We start from the raw sequence: 24,866 nt of genomic DNA, 5'->3' as shown, positions 1-24,866 counted from the left end.
TCCAAACAGTCAGTCGATGAGCACCGGGGCCTGGGTGCGCTCGGAAGATTCAGCGCTGGAGTCGACCTTGCGTTTCCGCTGCTTCAGCCAGTTCGCCACAGCCAGCAGCGCCACGAGTCCGAAAGTGCTCAGGAGCTGGGGACGCGAATCCTCGCCGATGAAGCCCACCGTGAAGATGGCCGCGAGGATGACCAACCCAAGCACAGTGAGCCACGGGAAGCCTGGCATCCGAAGTGGAAGCTCCGTTCCCTCGCGGTCAGCCCGGAGCCGCAGCGCGAGCTGGGCGAGGAGCGCGGACGTCCACACCAGCAGGCACGTCGAACCAACGATGTTCAGCAGGACGCCAAGGACCATCTCGGGGAAGGCCAGCTCCAGGACAACTGTGACAACGCCGAAGGCGACGCTCGCTAGGACCGCGACCACCGGAACCCGCGCCTTGGAGACAGCAGCAAGCAGCCGCGGCGCCTCACCCCGCTCCGCCAGGGAGAACGCCATCCGTGAAGCACCGTAGAGGTTGGCGTTGAGCGCGGAGAGCAGTGCCGCGACGGCCACCAGGGTGATGGCGGTGGCAGCCCCCGGCATGCCGGCGGCCTCCAGCACGGCGGCGAACGGGCTCTTCAGCCCCTCAGAACCCACGGGAACCACAGCGGCGATCACGAAGATGGCGCCGATGTAGAACACCAGGATGCGCCACAGCACCGTCCGGACGGCCTTCTTCACGCTCCTGGCCGGTTCTGCGGTTTCGGCTGCGGCCACGGACACGATCTCGGTGCCGCCGAACGCGAACGCCACCACGAACAGGGCCGTCGCAATCCCGCCGAAACCGCCGGGCGCGAAGCCCTCCCCCATGAAATTAGCCAGGCCCGGCGACTGCACACCCGGCACCAGGCCGAAGAGCAGGGCAGCACCCACGAGGAGGAACCCGACGATCGCGGCCACCTTGAGCAACGCGAACCAAAACTCAAACTCGCCGAAGTTCTTCACGCTGGTCAGGTTCACGGCGGTGAGCACCACGATGAACACGAGAGCCATCAGCCATACCGGCAGCGCCGGGAAGATGGTGGCCAGCAGGCCTGCCGCACCCAGCGCTTCGGCCGCGATGACCACCACCAGCTGGATCCACCAAAGCCAGCCAACGGTGGCGCCGGCCACCGGCCCGTAGGCCTTGGCGGTGTAGACGGAGAAGGCACCGCTGTTCGGGTTGGCGGCGGCCATCTCGCCGAGGGCCCACATCACCAGGATGATGAGTGTGCCAGCTACGAGGTAGGAGATCAGCACCGCCGGGCCGGCGGCCTGGATGCCGGCCCCGGAGCCGATGAACAGGCCGGCACCGATGGCGCTGCCCAGCCCCATCATGGTGAGCTGGCGGGGTTTCAGGGCCGCGCCGAGGGCGCGGTCAGACGTCGTTGTCTGGTGTTCCATGGGGAGTCCTCTGGTTGTAGGTGGAACGGATTGGGGAAGGTCAAAAAGGTGTCATGCCGCGTGAGCTGCAAGGAGCCGGAGCACGCGGTTGTTGGAGACGGGGTCGGCCACGGTAATCCGCAAGCCGTCACCCGGGTACGCGCGGACCATGATGCCGGCGCCGTTGAACGCGTCCACGAGCGTCGCCAGGAGCCGGTCATCGGCGCGGATCCAGAGGAAGTTGCCCTGGCTCGGCTGCAGTTTCCAGCCCTGCGCCTCCAGTTCCGCTGCCATCCGGGCGCGCTCCCGCTTCACGGCGGAAACCCGCGCTGCCATCTCCTCCCCCGCGTCCAGCGACGCGATCGCCGCCTTCTGCGCCAGCGCGCTCACTGCGAACGGCAGGGCGGTGCGGCGCAAACCTTCGGCGATTGCCGCCGTCGTAATGGCGTACCCGACGCGCAGGCCGGCGAGCCCGTAGGCCTTGGAGAAGGTGCGCAGGATGCAGACGTTCGGGTACCGGCGGTAGAGCGCCAGGGAATCGGGGCCGCTGCCGGCGTCGGCGTATTCCACGTAGGCCTCGTCGATCACCACCAGGACGTCGGAGCGGACGGCCTGCAGGAAGGCCTCGAGGCGGCAGTGGTCGATCGGGATGCCGGTGGGGTTGTTGGGCGTGCAGAGCAGGATGACCTTGGTGCGGTCGGTGAGGGCGGCGGCCATGGCGTCGAGGTCGTGGCCCTCGGCGTCGTCCAGCGGGACGCGGACCGGCCGGGCGCCTGCCAGCTCCACCAGGATGGGGTAGGCCTCGAAGGAGCGCCACGCGAACACCATCTCGTCCCCGGCGTCGCACAGTCCGATGATGATCTGCTGCAGGACGCCCACGCTGCCGGGTCCCACCGCCACCTCCCCTGCCGTGACGCCGAGGTGCCGGGCGATCCGTTCGCGGAGTTCGACGGCGGCCATGTCCGGGTAGCGGTTCATCCTGCCTGCCGCCTCAGCCACCGCGGCCGCGGCAGCGGGCAGGGGCTCGTAGTGGCTTTCGTTGCTGGCGAGGGCCGCGATGTCCGCGCCGGCACCCCGGCGGCCCGGGACGTAGGACGGAAGCCCGGCCACGGCGCCGCGAAGGGTGGGCAGCGCGGTGTCCGGCCGTGTCAGGAGTTGTTCAGGGGTCATGGGCACCGATCATGGTTGTGACCCGGCCCACATAGCAAGATACTCTTTTGTGCTTGGGACTTCTGCTCAACTTCTAGTAGCTCTGGTGAAAATATGACCATCACGAATGCTCGCACCCTCGATTCGCTCGACGGTCGGATCATCCTGGCCCTCGACAAGGACCCCGAAGCCAGCGCCTTGGCACTTTCCCGGACACTCGGCGTCGCACGCAACACCGTCCATGCCCGGCTGGCCCGGCTGGAGCGCAGCGGCGCACTCCGCTCCTTCAGCCGCCGGCTGGACCCCGCCGCGCTCGGCTACGAGCTCATGGCCTTCCTCTCCCTGGAAATCAGCCAGACGCGGTTCGGCTCCGTGGAAAGCGGCCTCGCAGCGATCCCGGAAGTCATCGAGGTGCATGCCACCACCGGCGACGCGGACCTCATGGCCAAGGTGGTGGCCCGCAGCACCGCCGACCTCTACCGCATCACCAACCAGATCCTGGAGATCGACGGGATCCAGCGGACCAGCACCGCCATCTCGGTCATGGAACTCATGCCGCCCCGGTACGACGGCCTCATCAGCCGGCTGTCCGAGCAGGAGTCCCGCAGGGCAGACTGATCACGGGTGGCGAGCGCCACAGCTGGGCGTTTTGTCACTCCTTCTTGTTTTTGTTGCCAAAAATCCCAGCTGCATTCCCCGCTCTTGCCTCCGTGAGAGCTGCGCCACAGGATTCCTGCATGACTTCACTTACCGTCTCCGGCCGTGTGGCCCAGGTTCTCAGCAGCTACGTCAGCGACATCTTCGGCGTTATGGGCAACGGAAACGTCTACTTCCTGGACGCCGCCGAAAAGCTGGGCCTCCGCTTCTCCCCCGTCCGGCATGAGGGCGCCGCCATCGCCGCGGCCGACGCCTACTACCGGACGTCAGGACGCCTCGCTGCAGGCACCACCACCTACGGCCCTGGCTACACCAACGCGCTCACCGCCCTCGCGGAGGCGGTTCAGGCGCAGATCCCCGTCGTGCTGGTCACCGGGGACGCGCCCACCAGCGGCGCCCGCCCCTGGGACGTGGACCAGGCGGCCATCGCCGCCGGCCTCGGCGCGGCCACCTTCACCGTCACCCGCGACGCCGCGGGCGCCGTCACCCGGCAGGCGGTGGAGTACGCACTCACCCGGCGCACCGCCGTCGTGCTTGCCATCCCCTACGACCTCGCCGCTCTCGAAGCTGCGGACGAGGAACTTCCGGCGCCGTCCGCACCCCAGGTGACGCACGATGGCGGCACGGACCTTGGGGAGGTAGCCCGCCTGCTCGCCGGGGCGAAGCGGCCGTTGATCCTGGCCGGCCGCGGCGCGCACCTCGCCGGAGCCGGGCCGGAGCTCCGCGAACTCGCCGACCGCCTCGGCGCACTCACCGCCGGAACCGCCCTCGCGCTCAACCTCCTCAAAGGCGAGGGATACCTGGGCGTGGCCGGCGGTTTCGGCACCGACACCCCGGCCGGGCTCATGGGCGAGGCCGACGTGGTCCTGGTGGCCGGGGCGAGCCTGAGTCCCTTCACCATGCGGTTCGGGCACCTGCTCGGCCCGGACAGCATCCTGATCCAGATCGACACCGCGGTGGAGCCGACGAACCCGCGGGTGGACGTGTTCGTTCAGGCGGATGCGAAAGTCGCTGCTTCGCGGCTGTTGTCTCTGCTTGATGGTGAGGGTGTGGTGAAGGGCTGGCGCGCTGAAGCTTCCCGGCGACTTGCGTCGGGATCCGGCCAAGATGCCGGCTCGACGGAGACCGCGGACGGCCGGCTGGACCCGCGTGCCTTGGCCACCGCGCTGGACTCCGTCCTGCCCGAGCGCCGCACGGTGGTCCAGGACGGCGGGCACTTCATCGGCTGGGCGCCTATGTACTGGAACATCCCGCGGCCCCATGACCTGGTGATGGTGGGGACCGCCTTCCAGTCCATCGGGCTGGGCCTGGCCAGTGCCGTCGGGGCTGCGCGCGCCGTGGAGGACGACCGCACGCTGGTGCTGGCCTCCGGCGACGGCGGTTTCCTCATGGGCCTGTCAGACCTCGAATCGCTGATCGCTGCCGCCCGCAGCGCCGTCGTGGTGATCTACAACGACGCCGCGTACGGGGCCGAGATCCACCAGTACGGATCGCAGGGCCTGACCGAGAAGCCGATGCTGATCCCTGAGGTGGACTTCAGCGGGATTGCACGGGCTTTGGGTGCCGAGTCCGCTGTTATCCGATCCCTTGGTGACCTGTCCGCGCTGCAGGACTGGATCGACGCCGGCGCCAAGGGAACATTCGTGGCCGACTGCCGAATCACCTCCTCCGTCCGGGCACCGTGGCTTAGTGAGTGGATGAAGGCGTCCCAGGCAGCGAAGGCGGCGGTGGCGGGGTAGCTCATGAAGCAACAGCGAAGGCCTGGACCAAGACCGGCTCGGCCATCACCCGCTTCTACCGTTCCTCAACTTTGTTTGCCCGGCCGCCGGAGACCTGGCCTACGGTGTCTATAACCCGGCAGCTGTCACCCCATGTTCGGCTTCCTCTGGTGAGAAGCCTTCGAATATCAGCTGATCAATAAGGCGTTGCCGCGAAAATCCCTGCGATTCCAGGTAGGACTCGGCTTTCTTGGCTGCCTGTTCCTTCCAGTCCACGGTCACATGATCCGCTGCCCAAGTGGCGTCTTCGGTAGCGAATTGTTCAAATTCCAGCTGCTTGATCAGGCCGGTCCGTGAAAATGCCTGAGATTGCAGGTAGCTCTCCGCCCTCCGAAGGGCGTTCCTTTGCGCCGCCGTGGCGGTGTCCGTGGCCTCATTCGTGGGCTGCTGGGCCTGTGTTTCAACGGGGGCAGGCTGTTGGGCTTGTGTTTCAGCCGGTGTTGGCGCAGCTGTTGATGTCGGATTCGGGTCCACGGTGGTGGCCTGGCGGTTACCGCCGGTGCAAGAGGACACGATAATAAAGAAGGCCACGATAACCGCCGGAATTATGAACCGCTTTTTCTTCCAGATAGGTTTTTTAGCTGGTTCCCTTGGCTCAGCCGGGGGCGGTGGAGTGGCAGTTGGACTCATTTTATGCTCCTTCCCATGAAATAATTTTCCTTTCCAGAAGGTCTCTTGTGTAGGCCCCTCAGCTTCTCTTTGAAAAACTCAACTAGCATCCGAAAAGCCGGCGGGCCAGCGGTGGACTGCTCAACTAAGACGCTGATCCGTTTAGGTTCTCCATTTGCTTCAGAGTCCAGTTCTTGGCACAGCGCTCCTGATTCATCGCTCTTACGTCGTTCGGTCACGAGTGCTAACAAGAGGGACGGTTGGCGGGCAGCCGCGTACCGCCGCCGTAACTAACTGATAGGGCATCAGGACGCGCGGCGGAATTCTCCCGGCCGGACCTGGAGATGGAACGGCAGCGGCAGCTGGATCGGCTTGTCGCCGATGGGCCGGTCGAGCAGCTCGTTGATGGAGCTTTGCCCTTCCAGCTCGCCGTTCCGCTTGGTGCCCATAAACCGACCCTAAGGGCGCCACCGCTTGGCTGGCTTCCGTGACACGGGCTGTGGCCTGCTCAGGAACCGAGGCGGGCGCCGCCGTCGAAGGCCCCCGGGCCTAACCCGGCCGTGCGATACACCACTTTGCGCCCTGATTCGGAATAGCAAAGCATGACTGTGCCATTGTGCAAGGCATGAAGGCAATCACTTACAGCTCATACGGAAACCCCGATGTCCTCGAATTCGGCGATCAGCCGATGCCGAAAGTCGGGCCGGGAATGGTCCTGGTCAGGGTCAAGGCAGCCGCGGTGAACCCGGTGGACTGGAAAATCATGGCCGGGTACCTGGATGCCGTGATGGATCTGCAGTTCCCCGCCATCCCCGGCTGGGATGTGGCAGGGGTTGTGGAGTCGGCGGGAATTGACGCGCGGCAGTTCCAGTCCGGCGACGAGGTCATTGCCTACGGCCGCAAGGACTACGTCCACGGTGGAAGCTTTGCCGAGTACATCGCGCTGCCGGAGCGGCTCCTGGCCCGGAAGCCTGCCTCGCTCGGGTGGAACGAATCGGCGGGCCTGCCGCTGGCCGGCCTGACCGCCTACCAGGTCCTCAACCGGCTGGGCCTGAAGTCCGGCGAGACCGTTCTGATCCACGGGGGTGCCGGAGGGGTGGGCTCCCTGGGCATCCAAATCGCCGTTGCCTTGGGTGCCAGTGTCATCGCCACTGCCTCGGAGAAGAACCACGAGTTCCTTCGCTCCCTGGGAGCCGAGCCGGTCGCCTACGGGGACGGGCTCGCCGAGCGCATCCGTGCGCTACGTCATGACGGCGTGGACGTCGTCGCCGATTTCGTGGGCGGAAACCTCGAAGCGACGCTGGCCGTGCTGGCCGAAGGAGGCCGGCATGCCTCAATCGCCGACAGTTCAGTCGAAGAGCACGGCGGCGACTGGATGTGGGTCAAGCCGGTGGGAGCCGACCTGCAGGAACTGGCCGACCTGGCGGACAGCCGGAAAATGCGGGTGGAGGTTGCCGAGGTCTTTCCGCTGGAAAAAGCCGCCGACGCCTTCCGCTCCAACATGGAAGGGCACACCCGCGGCAAGATCGTGGTTGCCGTAGACCAGGATTCCTGACCCAGTCAGCTAACTGACTAAGGCTCCGTTCCCATGGAACGGAGCCTTAGCTGTGTAGAGGTGGATCCACACCCCCAGCTGCAGCGTCCGGCCATCGGCCCGTCATCCCTTGACGGTGAATACTGCCGACTGACATGGAACTCCGCTATCCGTGGGTGACCGCAGCTCCCACTAAACCGAAGACAGTCCCGGCCGCCACGGCAATGAGGGCACGCTTGCGAGTGGGATACAGCCAGCGCACCGCGAACACGGCCACTGCCATGATGACGCCGTTGACGATGCTCAGGATGACGGCTATCCATTCGGTTCCGGTGGCCACCCCGAAACCTCCGCCGCTGCAGCCGCTGATCCCGCACCATGCAAAACTCGCCACCATCCATTGCGGAAGACTCAGCAGCACCGCCAGCGGCACGGTCCACCAGAGCTTCCTGGCGTCCGGCGTCACCCCGCGTAGCCTCAGCCCCGGATACCTGGCCGAGGCGTCCGGCAGGCGTGCCGGTGCCGGTGCACGCTTCCGCACACTGCCGACAATTAACCGGAAGACACCCGCGTTGACCACCGCAAGGAGGAGGTATCCGGAATAGTAGAGGACCGTCGTCGGCATCGGTCCTCCCCCGGAGCCAAAAGTGCCGATGACAAAATTCGCAGCCGAAACTGGCAGCGTCAGAACCACCATGGCGAGCAGCACGCCCTCCTTGAACCCCGCATCCCAGCCCATGCCGGCGGTTTCGGCCAGAAGCGACGTAACAACTACAGCAAACGTCACCAACAAATAGGCGACCACAGCAATCTGGGCCGAGCGCGGCTGGGCCGAGTTATTCGGCTGAGATCTTCCACGCACAATGCTCCCCTTGACGTCGTTCCAGCCCATCGCTTTGATTACCGCACGCTAACAGCCGACGGCGACGGCCGGAATTGCCATATCGAGGGAACCCTGGGCGACGAGGAACGCGCCCCGCTCGAGGCTATAGCCTTTGCCAATGGGAAGTTTAAGCGAAAGGCAGCGGACAATCCGTTCCAACGGGGCGGACCTGGCGGTGTTTGAGTACGGGCCGGACCCGGCAGCCGATACTCCTGTCCTGCTTCTGGTCCATGGCTACCCGGACGACCACCGCTTATACCTTCCGCTCATCCGCGAACTGACGGAGACATTCCACATCATCGCTTATGACACCCGCAACGCCGGATTATCGTCTGTAACCGACAAACCGGCGAGCTTTGTGCTGCAGGCCCTGGTGGACGACCTGTATGCGGTGCTGGCGGCCACGACTACCGGGCCCGTTCACCTTGTGGGCCACGACTGGGGGTCCATTCAGGCCTGGGCAGCAGTCCAGGACTCACGTGCCGCCGGAAGGATCAGCCGCTTCACAAGCGTGTCCGGGCCGGACCTGCAGCACTTTTCCCGGTGGCTACGCGAACGGCTGCGGCACCCGCGGGGCTGGTCCCAGCTGTTGGGACAACTCCTGCGCAGCTCCTACGTGGCCGTGTTCCAGATTCCCCTGCTGCCCGAGGTGCTCTGGCGCTTATTCCTCACCGGCTCCTACGAGCGCGCCACCGGGCGCACCGTAGGCAACAATCCCATCCGCGGGCTTGCCCTCTACCGGGCAAACTTCCACGTCAGGCGCCAGCCTCCGGTTCGGGTATCCATTCCCGTCCATGTGATTGTCCCGGCCAGCGACCCATTCGTCTCCCCGAGCCTGACCGACGGTTTGAATGATTGGGTTCCCAGGCTCACGGTGACAAGAGTGCAGGCTGGGCATTGGTGGCCGGCGACCCACGCCTCGGACTTTGCGAAGGTACTGCGGAGAGAACACGGCATAGAGCTCTAAACAGCAATGCCGCGGACACCTGGGGTTTCCCTACGTAGGCGACGGCACTCCTTCCGCCGCATTATCATCCGGGCGGGTGAGGTGCACCGACGACGGACCGGCCTCGCGTTTCTCTGAGATCTGGAAACCCGCTTTGCTAAGGAGCTGGCGGTGGCGGGTCCGCTGCCCGCTCCGCGCGCCATGGCTTCCGCCACTCCGCCGCATCCCAGCCGTCCATGATGTAGATCCGCTCGTGTGCAACGCGGTCATCCCGGAATTCCAGGAGGTTGACCGTGTACATCCAGGGCGCGCCGTCGTAGCTGATGAGGTTCTCCACCACCACCAGGTCCTCACGGTGGGTGATCCGCCGGGTGTGGAACTTGAGTTCCGCCGGGTACTGCCGCCGCCATTCGCGGAAGTTCTCGACGCCCTCGAAACGTTCGCCGGACTGGGGGAACTCAAGCACCGCATCGTCATGGTAAATCTCGTGGGCGATGTCCTCATCCTTGCCGGAGTACTCCCAGTGGCGCCGCAGGGCCTGCAACAGGTCTGGCTCATTGAGCATCATGCACCTCCGGTCCGCCGGCGGGTGAAGACCAGATGCACCACCCCTTGCGGCGAAGGGGTCGCCTCGATGTCGAAGCGTTCCTCAAGTCCCTCTAGCCTGTCCCAGAGCCGTTCGCCCCGGCCCAGGAGGATCGGCACGAGGACGATGTGCATGTGGTCGATGAGGCCGGCCTCGAGGAACTGCCGCACCGTGCTGGCGCCGCCGCCGATCCTGACGTCCATGCCGGGTGCCAGGGCGCGGGCCTGTTCAAGTGCGGAGACGGGGTCCGCGTCAATAAAATGGAAGGTTGTTCCGCCTTCCAGCTCGAGGACCGGCCGGGGATGGTGCGTCAGGACGACCACGGGGGTGTGGAACACCGGGTTATCGCTCCACCACCCCTTCCAGTCCTCGTTCTCCCAGGGACCGCGTTGGGGGCCGAACTTGTTGCGGCCCATGATTTCGACGCCGACCCCGGTCCCCCACTGGCCGGCGAACGCCTCGTCGACGCCGAAGGATCCTTCCGATTCCCCGTGGAGGCCCATCGCACGGAACGTCCGCGTTTCGAAGGCCCACTCCAGCAGCCGCTTTCCTGCGTGGCCGAACGGAGCCTCCAGTTGCTGGCCCTCACCCGTGCCGAAGCCGTCGAGGGAGACCGAGAAGTTATGGACGCGGACAAGGGACATGTCATCTCTCCTGAAGTGTCGTAGGCAGTCACTGTATGGCGCTGAATCCCAGCCGCTGAAGACCTGAACCCTGCCAAGTGCCGCCGTCGGACGTCCGGGCCTTACATCACCGTCGGCTTCCCCGGCTGCCCCTTGTGCGACGCCCGCGCGATCTCGAAGCTTTCCTCAAACGGCAGGGTTTCCACGTCCAGCAACGGATTGTTGTCCTGCGTCGCCACCAGCTTCCGGGCCGCTTCCTCCGAGTCCACGCTAGGCATGGACCCGGGCAGGTGGCGCCCGGCCGACTCAGGCAGGAACCGGATGGCCACGGCGGCAACGGCGGCCACAGCCATGAGGTAGTACGCAATCGCCATGTCGTCGCCGGTCAGCTCGATCAGAGCCGCGATGATAAACGGGGCTGTCCCGCCGAAGATGGCCACCGCCAGGTTGTAGGCGATGCCCATCGCCGAGTAACGGTGCTCGGTGGGGAACAGCGCCGGCAGGGCCGAGGCGAGGTTCGGCACCGAGAACGCCACCGGGAAGGCGAGCAGGGCCAGGCCCAGGAGCGTTGCCGGGAGGCTGCCCACCGCTATCGCCAGGAACGCCGGAATTGCGAACACCACGGTGCTTAAGGCCCCGATCCACAGCACCCGGCGGCGGCCAATCCTGTCCGAAAGCAGCCCAGTAAAGGGGATGCACAATGCCATCGCCACGAGCACCGGGATGGTCAGCAGCGTACCTTCCACCTCGCTGTACCCCTTGTTGGTGGTCAGGTACGTGGGCATGTAGGACGTGAGGGCGTAGGCCACCGTGTTGGCGGCCGCCGCCAGGATCATGGCCAGCACAATCGGCCGCCAGTGTGCTTTCAGGATCCCGATCGGTCCTACGGGGCGGAGCTCCTCCCCGGTCTCGGGGTGCTTTGCGGCCACTGCTTCGGCTTCCAGCGTGGCCTTGAAGGCGGCCGACTCCTCGATCTTCATCCGGAAGTAGACGGCCACGGCGCCCAGCGGCCCGGCCACCAGGAACGGGATCCGCCAGCCCCACGCCTCCATCTGCTCCTGGCCCAGCGTCAGCTGCAGGACGGACACCACCAGTCCGCCCGCCGCGAAGCCCAGGTAGCTGCCCATATCCAGGAAACTGACGTAAAAGCCCCGGCGGCGGTCCGGCGAATGCTCACAAACAAACGTCGTGGCGCCCGAGTATTCGCCGCCGGTGGAGAAGCCCTGCACCAGCTTGAGGAACACCAGCAGCACCGCCGCCCAGATGCCCAGCACCGAGTAGCCCGGGAGAAGGCCGACGGCGAACGTCGCCACGGCCATCAGCATCAGCGTCATGGCCAGCACCTTTTGGCGGCCGATCCTGTCACCCAGCCAGCCGAAGAAAATCCCGCCCAGCGGCCTGGCAATGAACGTGGCGCCGAAGGTTCCCAGCAGGAACAGGTTCTGCACGGCCCTGTCCGCCTCCGGCAGGAACACCGGCCCCATGGTGGTGATGAGGTAGCCGAACACGCCCACGTCGTACCACTCCATCGTGTTGCCCACGATGGTCCCGCCGAGCGCCTTCCGCAGGGTGCGGCGGTTGACGACGTTGACGTCGGATACCTGCAACCGCCGCTTCTGCCCGCTGTGCTGTGTCATGGCCCGTTCACCGCCGCCTCGCTCGCTTAGCTGGGCACACGTCGTCGTTCTTCCAGCCCGCCTGACCGGCAGGAGCCCAACACTTTCGATCATCCTGCCACTGCCGCACGGTGGCAACAGCGGAATGGCAACAGTGGAATCAGGAGGTGGCCAACCGGCGGAAAGGTCACGTGGCGCGCGAAAGCCCCGCCGTGGGGCACGCCCCGCCGGGGCTACTTACCTAACCGCCAAAGCAGGGCATTTCTCCCCTTCTGCCGCGTCCGACGCCGGGACTGGCCTGATCCGCACCAGCGTCCACCGCAAATGAGGAGCCGTCATGGCCGGGTTTGTGCAGATCATCGAATTCAGGACCTCCCGGATCAAGGAGATCGAAGAGCTGGGCCGTCCATCAAGAACCGGGGGCAGCACTCCGGCCACGTTCCGCCGCATCGTTGCCACCGCGGACCGGGACCACCCCGGGACCTACTTCACCATCGTCCACTTTGATTCCTTCGACTCCCCGATGGAGAACTCGGGCCGGCCTGAGACCTCGGAGTTCGCCGCCAACATGGCGGAGCTGTGCGACGGGCCCGTGATCTTCCACAACCTGGATGTCATCTGGGAGGACAACGGCGACGGTGCTGACAACGGCCAGGAGTAGGCCTTGGCTTGGGTCGAACGCGGTCGCCCCGACGGTATGGAGACCGCAATCACGAAGTACGGGACTTTCAGCCCTATAGACGGGTCCATGACTTTTGCGATTCTTGTAAAGGCGCCGTCCGGGTCCTCAGGTTGCGAGGCCGGAACGGCTTTCCATGCGAAACTCCCGGGTTCCGTCGTGGACGAATCGAAAAAGCACACCGGCCGGCGTCAACGTGGACACCGGCTTGGCAGTCCTGTGAAAGGATCGGCATGCCCGCTGACATAATCACGCTCCACACCGACCTGACCGCAAAGGCAGAAGCAGCGCGCCGAAGGGCGATGCTCCTGCACCCATCCAATTTCAACCGCACCCAATCGGGCGGCAGCGAAGCGGCGGCCCGGGCGGAACAACTCGCCACCCGCTTCGAGTGCCTTTATGAGCAGCTCACCAGCCAGGGACTTCCGGAAGGGGAAGCACGGACCGAAGTGGCGCGGATTGCAGCCCGGGAAGTATGGGACGGGTTCGCCGCCCAGCTCCGCCACCACCGCGCCGCGGGCAACCAGATGGACGCCAGCGTCCTGGCTGTCGCCCTGAGCTCGATCCAGGGCCTGGCCCTCCCGCTGGTCCGGCACGCCGGCGACGTGAACTACGCAAGCCGAGCAGTGGGCACGGCCCGCCGTCGCCTCCAGTACAACGGCGGGCTGCTGCACCGCCTCCACCCGCACAGCAACCCGGCCTTCAACGATGCAGACGCCACCCTCGAGGCGCTGGAGGCTTTCCTCGCCCGGTCCCAGCCGAAAGCGGCCTAAACGGGCGCAGTCCGCCGCGTGTGCTCGACCTCACAGGAGTAACAGGCAGGTCCGGACTTTCGACCCTGCTGGCAGACGGCGACGTGCTGGATGATGTAGTGAGGTTCCTTTCGTAGGGGCGGCAGCTGGAAGAGAAGCGGCCGGGGAGGGCATCGAGCCGATGGAAGCGTCTTCATGGAAACACCAGCAACAACCCCGGACACGGTGCGGTCCCCAGTCCAGCCAGTCCGGGTCTTCATCGTCAACGACCACGGCCTGGTCCGGCAGGGGCTGCGGGACCTGCTTGAGCAGGAAGGATTCGATATTGCCGGCGAAAGCGGATCAGCCGCAGAAGCACTGCGCCTAATCCCCGCCCTGAAACCGGACATTGCCCTGCTGAATGACCAGTTGCCGGACGGCACAGGGATTGAGGTTTGCCGCGATCTGCGCTCCACTGCGCCCCAGGTAAAGTGCCTGATCCTGACCGGCTGGGATGAACAGCACGCCGTGCGGGCAGCGGTCCTGGCCAGCGCGTCCGGGTACGTCCTCAAACAGATCGGGAACAACAACGAACTGTTCAATGGCATCCGCAGTGCCGCGTCGGGACGATCACTGATAGGCACAGGTGTCCGGGAAAGAGTTGCCGAAAGCCTGCACGCAACTGCTTCAGCTTCCTGGCTGACCGCCATGACCATGCAGGAGCGGAACGTGCTGGCATACATGGCCCGGGGCTTGAGCAACCGGCAGATCGGGCAGGAGATGGTGCTGCCTGACACCGCGGTGGCCACCTGCGTGTCCTCAGTGCTGGAGAAACTGGGCTTCCGGCGCCTCAGCCAGCTCACCCCCGCTGCACGCAGGAGGATCCTGCGGGAATCGGTGCACTGACCGCGCGGCCCTTACTACGCTGTGGGCACCGGCCTACGCTGTGGGCACCGACCAGGTCACACTCGTGCCCTCACCCGGCGCGCTTTCGATGACGCAGGTACCGCCCAGATGGGAGGCCCGGCTCCTCATGTTGTCCAGGCCGCTGACCCGCTGCGGATCCTTAAAGCCTCGCCCGTTGTCCCGGACAGTGAGCACCACCTCGTGATCGTGTGCCGAAAGCAGGACGTAGATGTCTTCCGATCCTGAGTGCCGGACCGCGTTACTGACGCTCTCGTGCAGCACCGGCAGCAGCTGTTCGGCGATCTCCGGTCCCACAGCATCATCAACAGGGCCGGAGAGCTGGATCCGCGGGAGGAAACCGGCAGCGCTGGCAGCTTCCTGGACGGCGCGGAGGACGCGGCCGCTGAACAGCTCCTGGTCGGCCCCCCTGGTCTGGAGTGAGTAGATGGTGTCGCGAAGCTGGCGGATGCAGCCGTCCAGTTCGTCGGTAACACCGGCGATGCGCTCTAGGCAGAGAGGGTCCGAGGTGTACCGGCGCAGGCCCTGGATATTCAATCCTGCCGCGAACAGCCGTTGAATCACCAGGTCGTGCAGGTCCCTTGCGATCCGTTCCCTGTCGATGAACAACGCATGTTCTTCCCGCAGCTGGTTCGCCTTCAGCAGGTCCAGCGTCAGGCCTATCCGGGAGGCGAATACGGTGCTCGATTCAACGTCCACCTCCGTATACCGGGTGCCGCCGGCGGCCCTGGCCAGGATCAATACCGTGTCGCGGTGGCCGTCACTGTTGTTGCCCAGGGCGGCTACCAGGACCGGCCCAAGCTTTTCAGCCGACGCCGAGTCAAACACCTGAAGCGGATCGTTCAGCGTCCTGGTTTCCCCCGTCGCGAGCACTTCGGCGAGCACCGGGCCGCCAGGGAGCTCCTGCCCGCCCGGCACAGACTGAACCCCCACGGAGGTCCGGCATCTGATGCTTCCGTCCCCGGCCACCGAGGCAATGAGGGCCAACGATGAGGCCGAAGCGTGAAGTGCCCGCTCCGCGATCATGTCCAGGTTCTCGGTATCGGAGCGTGGTTGGGCCTTGAGGCTGTCGCTGACTTCCATCCCCGCTTCCAGCCACCGCTGGCGGCTGGTGCTGTCCTCAAACAAGCGTGCGTTCTGGATCGCCACGCCGGCGGCAGAGGCAAGGGCAACTGCCAGGTCCTCGTCCTCGGCCGTGAAATCGACGCCGTCCATCTTTTCAGTCAGGTACAGGTTCCCAAAAACTTCATCGCGTACCCGGACCGGCACGCCCAGGAACGTCTTCATCGGCGGGTGGTTGCCCGGGAAGCCTGACGCTATGGGGTGCTCCCCCAGGTCATGGAGCCGCAACGGTTTGGGCTCGCGGATCAGTTGCCCCAGCACGCCATGGCCGGTGGGAAGGTCGCCGATGAGCCGGACCCCGTCGTCGTCGATGCCCACGGTGATGAAATGGCTGAGCTGCTGGTCGTCGCCGATGACGCCCAACGCTCCGTACCGCGCGCCAACAAGTTCGCAGGCTGACTGCACCACCCGGTCCAGCACCGCCTCGAGGCTCAGGTCCTCCGTCAGGGAAACGACCGCGCCGAGCAGCCCCTCCACATGTTCCTGGGTTCGTACAAGTTCATCTGCCCGGTCTACGAACTCCCGCAGGAGTTCCCGGGTTCGCCGCCTGATTGGCTCACGCCACATGAGAAAACACCCCAATATTGTCCACGTCATCCAGGGCGGGCTGCATCGCCCTGGATCCGATATGTGTGACAGCCCCCAGCGTCTCTCCCGACCATGCTAACAACCGGCGTCGCTGGATGGCCTAAACGTGTTACGGCCGGTTGTCACGACCGGCCATAAACTGCGGCGGCATTCCTGCCGCCGGTGCCAGCAGGCCGCCGTCGTAATGTACGACGCCGGCCCGCTGCCCAGCTGCCAAAAGTATCCTTTTGTTCCTGCTCCCTACTGTCCGGGTGCCCGGTAGGACGGCGTCTTCTTGACCGCCTCGTCGATGTCCTCCACGGTCAGCAGCGGCTTCAGCCGGACGTTGACGTTTCCCGTGGAATTGATCAGCAGCGACAATGCTGCAGCACTTGCGTCATCGGGCACTTCGAAAACGCCGAGGACGTCGTAGTAACCAAAGGCGTAGTAAAAGCTTTCCAGCGATCCTCCTACAGATCCGAGGGCCTTTTCCAAAGCTTCGCGCCGCTTGGTGCCGCCTTCCTGCATGAGCCCCTTAATGCCGTCGCCCACGTAATTTGCCTCAAAGAGATACTTTGGCATGGTCCCTCCCCTTGCACCTCATCCTGTGAGAAACGGGGCTACGGCCCCGTCAGGGCAGACCGTATTCCCCCGGTAACAGGCAGTCAATACGCCTGGCTACCTAATACGGCCCCCTCCAGTTAACCTCCCCTCCAACTGCGCACACCAAGCCCGCAACCTCCCTTCCCTAGCGTGAACGGGTCACCAACCGACAGGCCGCCCCCGTTTCTTGCTGGAGGAAACCACCCATGCGCACAGTCCTGACCGCCGCGGCAGCCGCCGCCCTCATCGCCGTGGCGAGCCCCGCCGTCGCAAGCCCTGCTCGCGAGACCGGCACGCCGTCGTCGAACGCTGCCGGCGCCGCCGCCTCCGCCCTGAAGGTGAACGAGCGCAACGGCTCCTTCGACCTGCAGTCCCACCGCGGCGGCCGCGGCGAATGGACCGAGGAATCCCTGGCCGCGTTCAAAAACTCACTGGCCCTGGGCGTAACCACCCTGGAACTGGACACCCACCTGACCGAGGACGCCAAGGTGATCGTCTGGCACGACGACACCATCCAGGCCGCAAAGTGCATCGACACCGCACCTGCCACCGCCGGCGACCCCGAATTCCCCTATGTGGGCGACCGCGTGGCCGAGCTGTCCCTGGCCCAGATCAAGACCCTCAACTGCGGTTACGCCCAACTGGCCGGCTACCCCGAGCAGGACGTCATCGAGGGCAACCGGATCGCCGAGCTCAAGGACGTCTACCAGCTGGTCCGCGACGCCGGTGCAGCCAAGGTCCGCTTCAACGTCGAGACCAAGGTGGAGGCCAGCCAGATCGGCGGCGCCGGGATGGAGTCCCTCACCCGCGCCGTGATCGCCGAGATCCAGGCCTCCGGCATGGCGGACCGCACCACCCTCCAGTCCTTCGACTGGTCCTCCCTGAACCTCACCAAGGAACTCGCCCCCGAACTGCCGCTCGTGGCGCTCTCCAGCGGCGACGCCTGGATGGGCGTGGGCCAGCCCGGCGCCAGCCCCAACCTCGGAGGCATCGACATCGACGACTACGACGGCTCCCTCCCCAAGGCGGCAGCCGCGTTGGGGTACGACGTCGTCTCCCCCACGTTCCGCTCCGTCACCCCGGCGATGATCGCCGAAGCCCACGAACTCGGCCTGCCCGTCATCCCCTGGACGGTGAACACCACCGCCGACATGGAACGCCTCATCGACCTGGGCGTGGACGGCATCATTACCGACTACCCCACCCGCCTGCGCGCCCTCATGGAAGAACGCGGCCTGAAGCTGCCCAAGGCATATGTAATTGACTGGCTACCTAACCGGGATCCTCCGCATTGTTTTCCGCCTGCACTGGCCATACCGTGAAGGGACGGGCGGCTAAGTGCAGGTGCGGGCATGCGGAGGATTTCGTGGTTAACGCGCTGCTTCCTGTTGTGCCTTGAGGTTCTCGCCTGCCTTCAGGTGCCGACGGCGGCCGCAATGGGAGCGCGGGAGGCCGCACCTTCTGTCGGCCCTGACCAGGCGTACGAGGCCGTGGACGACTTCGTGCGGGAGCAGCTGGCGGAGATGGGGCTCCCAGGCGCCGCCGTCGTCGTCGTTAAGGACGGTGTCCCGGTGCACTCCGCAGCCTTCGGCAGGGCCGATGACTCGGGGCGGCCGATGACCGCGGACACGCCTGTACTGCTTGCATCAGCCACGAAGTCCCTCACCACAGTCGCCGTGCTGCAGCAGGTGGAGGCCGGGAGGCTCCGCCTGGACGAGCCCGTGCAGACCTACTTGCCCTGGTTCACCCTGCGGGACAGCCGCGCGTCCCAAATCACCGTCCGTCACCTGCTGCACCAGGCCAGCGGCATGGCTGCCAGGGACACTGCCTTCGAAGGCTCCTTCGCACAGGGCCCGGAAGCCTTGGAAGAAGGAGTCCGGGCGCTGGCGGGCTCTCCTTTGGCTGGTGCGCCGGGCGAGGCCTTTGGCTACGCCAACGCCAACTTCAACATCCTCGGCCTCCTGGTGCAGACGGTGAGCGGCCAGCCGTTCGGGGATTACATACGGCAGGAGGTTTTCGAGCCGCTGGGCATGACCAACAGCCATCCCACCCGCGCTGCTGCCCGCGCCGACGGCGCCGCGGCAGGCCACTCCCGCTGGTTCGGCAGCTTCTGGCAGCAGACGGAGGTGCCCGCACCCACCACCGGGATGCCCTCGGCCACCATGTACGCCTCGGCGAACGACCTGGGCCAGGAACTGATCATGCTGCTGGACGAAGGCCAGTACCGGGACCGCCGGCTCCTGGAGCCGGGGAGCGTGCGGACCATGCTGGAGCCCGGCGTGCAGGTGGACGGGTCCAAGATGTACGCGATGGGGTGGTTCACCCGACCGCTTGTCGAGTCAGTTCCGCCCGCTGAAAGCGCTGGCGGGGCGGGCGGGGACCTGCCGCTGCTGGCCGAGCATCAGGGTGAGTGGGGCAACTCGCACACCTACCTGGCGATGGTCCCGTCCTCCGGTCTGGGCCTCGCCCTGGTCATCAACGCCAACGACACCTCCGCCCCGTCCCGGCTGAAGGCCATCGACACCAACATCCTGCGGATCCTCCACAGCCAGGAGCCCGTCCCGGCGGTGGTGCACGAGGACTGGCTGCAGCAGTACAGCTGGGCGGTGGCGCTGGCGCTGCTGCTCGCCGAGCTGCTCAGCCTGTGGCTGGCACTTCGGGTTTTGCTTTCGGGACCGCACGCAAATGCGGGCAGAAAACGACTGTTGGTTGTGGGGCTGGCAGCGCTTGCCCTGGACGCCTTTGCGCTTTGGCTGTGCTTCATTTACGCTCCGGCGAGGTTCGACACCAATTCGGCGGTCATTATCCGCCAGTTCCCCGACGTTGGGGTGATGCTGGTGCCGGTGCTCGGGCTGGCGCTTCTGTGGTCACTCCCCCGGACGGTGTTGCTGCTGCTCAAGAGCCGCTCGGGCAGAACGATGCCCACGTCATCAATGCGCGCTGATTCCGAGAGCCAACACTCACTGTGATAGTCCGGTAGTTATGTCTTCTTTATCCACACCTTCCACCGCGTCTGCCGCCGAAGAACGCAGCGCGCGTGTCGCCGTCACGCTTTTCCCGATTCTTATCCTGGCTGGGGGTGCCGTTGCGCTTGCCGCACCAACCGCCTTCACCGGGCTGGGCGCCTGGATCAACCCGCTCCTGGGAGTCATCATGTTCGGCATGGGGCTGACGCTGACGCCACCTGACTTCGCTGTGATTGCCAAACGCCCTGTCCCCGTGGTGATCGGCGTGGTGGCCCAGTACGCCATCATGCCGTTCCTCGGCTGGCTGGTAGCGGCCGCGCTCGGGCTGCCGCCTGCGCTGGCCGCGGGCGTCATCCTGGTGGGCTGCTGCCCGGGCGGAACCGCCTCCAACGTGGTGTCCTACCTCGCCAAGGGCGACGTCGCCTTGTCCGTGGCGATGACCACTGTTTCGACACTGCTCGCTCCCCTGCTGACCCCGGTGCTGGCGCTGTGGCTGGCCGGCCAGTACATGCCCGTGGACGCCGGCTCAATGGCGTGGTCCATCGTCCAGATCGTGCTGTTCCCCGTACTGCTGGGACTTGTGATCCGGCTCTTCCTGCCCCGCCTGGTCAATAAGGCACTGCCCGCCCTGCCCTGGATTTCCGTACTCGCCATCACCGTCGTCGTGGTCGCGGTGGTTGCCGGAAGCGCCAAGGCGATCTTCGCAGCCGGCCTGCTGGTTCTCGCGGCCGTCATCCTGCATAACGGACTGGGCTACGCTCTCGGTTATGCCGCAGCCCGGCTGTGCCGGCTCCCTATTCCTTCCCGGCGAACTACCGCCATCGAGGTTGGAATGCAGAACTCCGGCCTTGCAGCTGGGTTGGCGCGGCAGTATCTGACTCCGGAAGCGGCGCTGCCCGGCGCCATCTTCTCGGTCTGGCATAACGTTTCCGGTGCGGTGCTGGCCGCCTACTGGCGCCGCCGCAACACTCCTGCAGTTCGCTCTGGCGAGACGGCTCCGGTGGCTGTCACGGAATAGACTATTCGAGGTACTCTGCCGGGCTTTTCTTGATACAGAGTGCGCCGCGGCCTCCCCGGCGCCGGAGTGTGGTGCAAGACACTCGTGGACTAGGCTCGCTTTGGTCCATTGAGGACTGCGCTCCGGTGACGCCGGGGCTTTTATGGGGGGCTTGATAGTGGAAAAACGGAGTTTCGGGCACGGCGGAGCGTCTGCGCTTGGGCTGGAGAACTGCAGTAGTGACTGTTGTGCTGTCTGTGGGACTGGCAGGATGCGCCTACGCTGAGGCCCCGCCAACTCCCGCTGCTGCAAAACCCGCAGCTGCTTCAGGTACCTCCGCCGCCGCTGCAAACTCTTCCCTGGCCGGCGATACCATCGTCGATTCGTTCGGCAACGCGGACTTCTACACCACCGTCGCCGGTGACACGCCCGCCGCAGTGGCTGCCGCATTTGGCCTGTCCGAGGCCAAGCTTAACGGATTCAACGGACTCGAGCCGAAAGCAGCTCCGGCAACCGGCACAAAACTTCGCTTGCTTCCCGCTGCAGGTCCTGTCGCCGGCGCCCAGGGCGCGGCCACCTTTGACGCAAAGGGGATCCCGACCACGTACGTGATTGAACGCGGTGACACCCTGGGTGGAATCACATACCGGTTCGGGATAACCGAGGAGCAGTTGGCGGAAGCGAACAAGGTCCCGTACGTGTACGAGAAGGGCAACACGTACTTTATCCGCTCCGGGCACCTGATCCAGCTGCAGAAGAACCCGGTGGACAGCAGGGCAGGCACCGGAAGAACGGTCAACAACTCATTCGGCCAGGCCATCACCTACACCACGGTCGACGGCGACTCCTTTGACAGCCTCGGATACAAATTCCGGTCCACCACCGAACAGATCCTGCTTTACAACCCTGCGCTGGCAGCAGGCACGCCCATCCCCGCAGGATCGAAAGTCCGACTGATACCAGGTGAGCTGAAGATCGAGGGAGCGCAAGGAAGTTTCACAGCCGATGCCGACGGCGTTCCACTCACCTACACCACGGCTCCGGGTGACACGGAACGACAGGTCTCTTTCCGGTTCAGCGTGACGGACCTCCGGGCAGCGAACCGCCCGCTCACCGGCACAGGCGGAACCTGGTACGCGTTCGCTGACCTGCCAACCGGGGAACTGGCACCGGGGCAGACCATCAGTCTTGCGCTGGACCAGCCCATCAACAAGCCCGGTCTCTGACCCTCTCAACGGCCCCCGCTTCCCGGCAGGTGCATCCCGCCGCCGTGCGCGCTACCCCTCGCAGGCGACGCCGTCGCCGTCGCCGTCCAGCCCGGAGCGGTAGCCGGCGGAGCCCGCATACAGGGGCGCTGCTCCGGCAGCCACCAGCTCTGCACAGTTGGCGTAGTAGACGGGCGCAGGGGCGGCGGGCTCGACGGCGGCCGGCGCCGGCTGCCCAGGGCAGCCGGCCAGGATGCCTGCGATCGCGTCATGCTCGGCCTGGGTCACCCACAGGCCGTACCGCGCCTTCACCGAGACCTGCCGCGCGACGTACTCGCACCGGAACCCCTTGTTCGGCGGCAGCCAGGTGGCAGCGTCGCCGTCGCCCTTTTGCTGGTTAGTGGGGCCATCCGTGGCCTGAAGGTTCAGCGGATCGTTGGCGAATGCCGTCCGCTGCTCCGTGCTCAACTGCTGCGCGCCCTTCTGCCACGCGTCGCTGAGCGCCACGACGTGGTCGATCTGCACGGCACTGCTGGTGGTCGTTCCGCGCAGGAAGCTGATGACCGTGGCCGTGTAGGGGTCCGCCAAAGTTCCCGACTGCACCTTGCAGGGAACGCTGTTGGTGTACGTGATGTCTGTCAGGTCCCGCTGGAGGATGTCGTTGCGGGTGTCGCAGCCGTTCTGGTCAACGTCCGCCCACGTCGGACCAAACAGTGAACGCTCGTAGCCTGTCTTGGGCGCCCGGCCCTTGATGGGAAGGGTGGCCAGTAGGTCGTCCGCCTCAACGGTGCCGGTTTGCTCGGCCGTGGTGGTGGCATCGGCAGCAACAGCCGGCAGGTTTCCGCCGAAGAGTGCCAGCAAAGCGGAAAGGACGACGGCGGCCGTCCACCGGGTGCCGGACGCAGGCGTAGTTTCGGGCAAGGATGTGTAGCCGGACATGCAGCTCCCCAGATTGTGTGCACGAAGTTTAGGGGCGTCAGCCCCCATAGCCGCTGACGCCACGGACGAGCCTAGCCGCCGTCAACACGTAGGAATGCCCGTTCGAGCGGAACTTGGAAAGTTCTTCCCCAGTCCTGTGCAAATCCTGCGGCGGCACCCAATTCTTCGCGGCGGCCCCATACCCAGGGTCTGATGGCGGATCCCGTAACCGATGTGGCCGGACCTCCCCAATCCAAGGCGGGACTCCACAAGCAACTGGTGGAAAACCCCATGGGTAACCACGAGTTTCACATGCACGACTCCATAACGGACCAGTGGGTGTGCTGCGCCACACGCGAGGGTATGGGGGTTTGTTGTCCATTCCGTTATCTACGTATAGGGGTTCTTGGCCATGCGTCCAAGTTAGGTACGAAGGGTTGTTGTGTGCTCTTTCGCTCCAGGTCTACCGTCTCCGTATCCGGAATTAGCCATATAGAGCATTGCCCGCTCGGACTCCGGCTCGCGGTCCACCATCGGTCGATGCCGTCCATAACGGAGGGGCACCCCTATGCGCCTGCTACGCCTTTTCATCGCTCTGTTACTTGCGGCCGCCGGCGCTGTCGCACTCCCCGTCCCGGCCCTGGCGGCCGATGTCGGAATCCCGGGGCCGTCATACGATGGCGACGGCGTTAAGACCCCGACTGCCGACAAGGCCCAGAGCAAGCTCTGGTTTCAGGATGGGAGCTGGTGGGGGCTGCTGTGGAGCACGTCCGCCCATGCGACAAAGATCCACCGGCTCGACGTCGCAACGCAAACGTGGCAGGAGACGGAAACGGTGGTTGACGCACGGCCGACTGCCCGCGGTGACGCGCTCTGGGACGCGCAGACCGGCAAGCTCTACGTCGTGTCAGGCACCACCGTGGTCTCGGAGTGGAGCTCGCCGCCGGCCAGGGATGCGGTGACCTCCGGGTCCGCAGTGCTCCACCGCTATAGCTACAACGCCTCGACGAAGACCTACTCAGAAGACGCAGGACTCCCCATCACCCTTCACCGCGGGAGTACAGAATCGATCACGGTGGCGAAAGACTCCCTCGGCAAGCTGTGGGTCACCTACACCGTAGTGGCGTCCGACAACAGCAACCGTGTCTACGTCAACCACTCGACGACGAGCGACACCGCTTGGGGGGATCCGTTCGTCCTGCCGACCACCAACGCGCAGGTGCACCACGACGATATCTCCGCAGTTACGTCGTTCCAGGGGGACAAGATCGGAGTCATGTGGAGCAATCAGCGGAAGGGGGATAAAAAGTTCTACCTGGCCGTGCACCAGGACGGTCAGCCAGAGAAATCGTGGCAGACAGAGGTTGCCTACGGCGGGGGAAACAACTGCAACGGGGGATGCGCGAACGACCATCTGAACCTCAGGCAATTGACAAGCGACGGCAGCGGCCGCCTCTTCGCAGCGATCAAGACCGCCCATCAGAACGTCGGCCAAACGTTTGTGGCGCTGCTGGTGCGCGATCAACAGGGCCAATGGACCAGCGCGCAGTTCGGCGCTGTCGAGGACGCCCACACGCGGCCCATGGTGATGATTGACGAGGAGCACCGCCAAGTCTGGATGTTCGCGGTCGCGCCGGAGGAAGGCGGCAGCATCTTCTACAAAACGGCACCGCTTGACAACATCGCCTTCCCTCCCGGCCCCGGCACGCCCATCATCCACAGCAGTACCGACACGGACATCAATGACCCCACATCAACGAAACAAAACGTCAATGGTCAGACCGGTCTGGTGGTGTTGGCGTCCGCGAGGAAAAACGCCCGGTACTGGCACGGTCACATAGCTCTTGGAGGCCAGTCCATTACGGCTGGCGCTGGAAGTGATACGACGGCGCCGGCGGTGACAGCTGGGTCGCCGGACGACCAAACGGCCGGGATGGCGGTGGACACGGCTGTAACCCAAACCTTATCCGAGACGACGGACGCGACCACGACCGACGACACCACCGCGGCGAAGAAGAACGCTGCCGGGGCCGTCACCCGAAACCCGAACGCGGATCAGGCTTCCCGATCGGCACGAAGTCCATCGGCACGGGAGTGAGAAGTCCAACGGGAGCGGGACAACCGTCCAGGACGCGCAGCTTCACCACCGCCACCACCGCCGCTGTTGCCGGCGGTGGTGGCGGTATGACCGAGAAGGGCACCGTTGAGGCGTTCGAGGACAGCGTAGGCTAACGACCCAGGTTCTCGCTGTCCTGGGTGACGCTCGCTTTCTTGCGCTTGCACCTCACCAAGGCTGCGACAATCCGGGGGATCACCCCCTTCACCTCGCGCAACCTCCCCCGGACGCTCTCACGTCCTGCAGCCTCTCCCCG

General features: G+C 65.4%; 24 protein-coding genes. 13 read left to right on the top strand and 11 right to left on the bottom strand.

From position 1 onward, the window contains the following. Positions 1-9: 9 nt before the first annotated feature. A complete protein-coding gene (locus FDW84_RS07990; protein WP_138608310.1) occupies positions 10-1,422 on the bottom strand; it encodes an amino acid permease in 1,413 nt (470 codons plus the stop codon). Positions 1,423-1,473: 51 nt separating this feature from the next. Continuing rightward, positions 1,474-2,571, bottom strand: a complete 1,098-nt coding sequence (gene hisC / locus FDW84_RS07985; protein WP_138608308.1) for a histidinol-phosphate transaminase — start codon at positions 2,569-2,571, stop codon at positions 1,474-1,476. 93 nt (positions 2,572-2,664) lie between these two features. On the opposite strand from hisC, the gene FDW84_RS07980 reads away from it, so the two are divergent. Together FDW84_RS07980 and FDW84_RS07975 are read left to right on the top strand one after the other, a co-directional pair. Beyond that, positions 2,665-3,168, top strand: coding sequence for an Lrp/AsnC family transcriptional regulator (locus FDW84_RS07980; RefSeq protein ID WP_138608305.1), 504 nt, complete (start codon positions 2,665-2,667; stop codon positions 3,166-3,168). Positions 3,169-3,287: 119 nt separating this feature from the next. Then, positions 3,288-4,946 (top strand): thiamine pyrophosphate-binding protein, encoded by a 1,659-nt coding sequence (locus tag FDW84_RS07975; protein WP_138608303.1) that lies wholly within the window; start codon positions 3,288-3,290, stop codon positions 4,944-4,946. Between the two features lie 108 nt (positions 4,947-5,054). Here the strand turns inward: FDW84_RS07975 and FDW84_RS07970 are convergent, their stop codons facing one another. Next, positions 5,055-5,516, bottom strand: a complete 462-nt coding sequence (locus FDW84_RS07970; protein ID WP_240721432.1) for an Ltp family lipoprotein — start codon at positions 5,514-5,516, stop codon at positions 5,055-5,057. A gap of 383 nt (positions 5,517-5,899) precedes the next feature. After that, positions 5,900-6,043 carry a hypothetical protein gene (locus FDW84_RS19285; protein ID WP_171046714.1) on the bottom strand — a complete coding sequence of 48 codons (144 nt, stop codon included), beginning with the start codon at positions 6,041-6,043 and terminating at the stop codon, positions 5,900-5,902. A gap of 176 nt (positions 6,044-6,219) precedes the next feature. On the opposite strand from FDW84_RS19285, the gene FDW84_RS07965 reads away from it, so the two are divergent. Beyond that, entirely contained in the window at positions 6,220-7,149 is a 930-nt protein-coding gene (locus FDW84_RS07965) for an NADP-dependent oxidoreductase (RefSeq protein WP_138608297.1), read from the top strand. 145 nt (positions 7,150-7,294) lie between these two features. On the opposite strand, the gene FDW84_RS07960 is transcribed toward FDW84_RS07965, so the two are convergent. Then, positions 7,295-7,915 (bottom strand): hypothetical protein, encoded by a 621-nt coding sequence (locus FDW84_RS07960; protein ID WP_171046713.1) that lies wholly within the window; start codon positions 7,913-7,915, stop codon positions 7,295-7,297. 214 nt (positions 7,916-8,129) lie between these two features. Between FDW84_RS07960 and FDW84_RS07955 the strand changes: the two genes are divergently transcribed. Beyond that, entirely contained in the window at positions 8,130-8,978 is an 849-nt protein-coding gene (locus tag FDW84_RS07955; RefSeq protein WP_138608293.1) for an alpha/beta fold hydrolase, read from the top strand. A gap of 136 nt (positions 8,979-9,114) precedes the next feature. Here FDW84_RS07955 and FDW84_RS07950 read toward each other — a convergent pair whose 3' ends face one another. The 3 genes from FDW84_RS07950 to FDW84_RS07940 form a co-directional block, all read right to left on the bottom strand. Next, the gene (locus FDW84_RS07950; protein WP_171046712.1) at positions 9,115-9,522 is read right to left on the bottom strand and encodes a nuclear transport factor 2 family protein; all 408 of its coding nucleotides are present in this window, start codon (positions 9,520-9,522) and stop codon (positions 9,115-9,117) included. Next, entirely contained in the window at positions 9,522-10,187 is a 666-nt protein-coding gene (locus FDW84_RS07945) for a dihydrofolate reductase family protein (RefSeq protein WP_138608289.1), read from the bottom strand. The genes FDW84_RS07950 and FDW84_RS07945 overlap by 1 nt, the downstream gene beginning before the upstream one ends. Before the next feature lie 101 nt (positions 10,188-10,288). After that, positions 10,289-11,803 (bottom strand): MFS transporter, encoded by a 1,515-nt coding sequence (locus FDW84_RS07940; protein ID WP_138608287.1) that lies wholly within the window; start codon positions 11,801-11,803, stop codon positions 10,289-10,291. 316 nt (positions 11,804-12,119) lie between these two features. On the opposite strand from FDW84_RS07940, the gene FDW84_RS07935 reads away from it, so the two are divergent. The 3 genes from FDW84_RS07935 to FDW84_RS07925 all read left to right on the top strand — a co-directional run bounded on the left by FDW84_RS07935 (position 12,120) and on the right by FDW84_RS07925 (position 14,098). Next, entirely contained in the window at positions 12,120-12,443 is a 324-nt protein-coding gene (locus FDW84_RS07935) for a hypothetical protein (protein ID WP_138608285.1), read from the top strand. Between the two features lie 251 nt (positions 12,444-12,694). Beyond that, a complete protein-coding gene (locus FDW84_RS07930) occupies positions 12,695-13,234 on the top strand; it encodes a hypothetical protein (protein ID WP_138608283.1) in 540 nt (179 codons plus the stop codon). A 174-nt stretch (positions 13,235-13,408) separates the two neighbouring features. Continuing rightward, a complete protein-coding gene (locus FDW84_RS07925) occupies positions 13,409-14,098 on the top strand; it encodes a response regulator transcription factor (protein WP_138608281.1) in 690 nt (229 codons plus the stop codon). Between the two features lie 33 nt (positions 14,099-14,131). Here FDW84_RS07925 and FDW84_RS07920 read toward each other — a convergent pair whose 3' ends face one another. Continuing rightward, positions 14,132-15,805 (bottom strand): GAF domain-containing sensor histidine kinase, encoded by a 1,674-nt coding sequence (locus tag FDW84_RS07920; RefSeq protein ID WP_138608279.1) that lies wholly within the window; start codon positions 15,803-15,805, stop codon positions 14,132-14,134. A 261-nt stretch (positions 15,806-16,066) separates the two neighbouring features. Beyond that, complete coding sequence (locus FDW84_RS07915; protein ID WP_138608277.1) at positions 16,067-16,387, bottom strand: GYD domain-containing protein; 321 nt, start codon at positions 16,385-16,387, stop codon at positions 16,067-16,069. Between the two features lie 227 nt (positions 16,388-16,614). Here FDW84_RS07915 and FDW84_RS07910 point away from each other — a divergent pair, with 227 nt between their 5' ends. The 4 genes from FDW84_RS07910 (at position 16,615) to FDW84_RS07895 (ending at position 21,597) form a co-directional block, all read left to right on the top strand. Beyond that, entirely contained in the window at positions 16,615-17,730 is a 1,116-nt protein-coding gene (locus FDW84_RS07910) for a glycerophosphodiester phosphodiesterase family protein (RefSeq protein WP_138608275.1), read from the top strand. A 114-nt stretch (positions 17,731-17,844) separates the two neighbouring features. Beyond that, entirely contained in the window at positions 17,845-19,377 is a 1,533-nt protein-coding gene (locus FDW84_RS07905; RefSeq protein WP_240721431.1) for a serine hydrolase domain-containing protein, read from the top strand. Between the two features lie 13 nt (positions 19,378-19,390). Further along, positions 19,391-20,392, top strand: coding sequence for a bile acid:sodium symporter family protein (locus tag FDW84_RS07900; RefSeq protein ID WP_138608271.1), 1,002 nt, complete (start codon positions 19,391-19,393; stop codon positions 20,390-20,392). A gap of 218 nt (positions 20,393-20,610) precedes the next feature. Then, positions 20,611-21,597, top strand: a complete 987-nt coding sequence (locus FDW84_RS07895; RefSeq protein WP_138608269.1) for a LysM peptidoglycan-binding domain-containing protein — start codon at positions 20,611-20,613, stop codon at positions 21,595-21,597. 51 nt (positions 21,598-21,648) lie between these two features. Here FDW84_RS07895 and FDW84_RS07890 read toward each other — a convergent pair whose 3' ends face one another. After that, on the bottom strand, positions 21,649-22,515 hold the full coding sequence (locus tag FDW84_RS07890; RefSeq protein WP_138608268.1) for a GmrSD restriction endonuclease domain-containing protein: 867 nt from the start codon (positions 22,513-22,515) through the stop codon (positions 21,649-21,651). A 547-nt stretch (positions 22,516-23,062) separates the two neighbouring features. Here FDW84_RS07890 and FDW84_RS07885 point away from each other — a divergent pair. Together FDW84_RS07885 and FDW84_RS19280 are read left to right on the top strand one after the other, a co-directional pair. Next, on the top strand, positions 23,063-24,592 hold the full coding sequence (locus tag FDW84_RS07885) for a hypothetical protein (RefSeq protein WP_138608266.1): 1,530 nt from the start codon (positions 23,063-23,065) through the stop codon (positions 24,590-24,592). Further along, positions 24,589-24,726, top strand: coding sequence for a hypothetical protein (locus FDW84_RS19280; RefSeq protein WP_171046711.1), 138 nt, complete (start codon positions 24,589-24,591; stop codon positions 24,724-24,726). Before FDW84_RS07885 ends, FDW84_RS19280 begins: the two co-directional genes overlap by 4 nt. Positions 24,727-24,866: the final 140 nt, after the last annotated feature.

Origin of the sequence: Pseudarthrobacter sp. NamE5 (assembly GCF_005796225.1) — a bacterium.
Lineage (GTDB): Bacteria > Actinomycetota > Actinomycetes > Actinomycetales > Micrococcaceae > Arthrobacter.
This window is presented reverse-complemented; position numbering and strand designations above follow the sequence as displayed.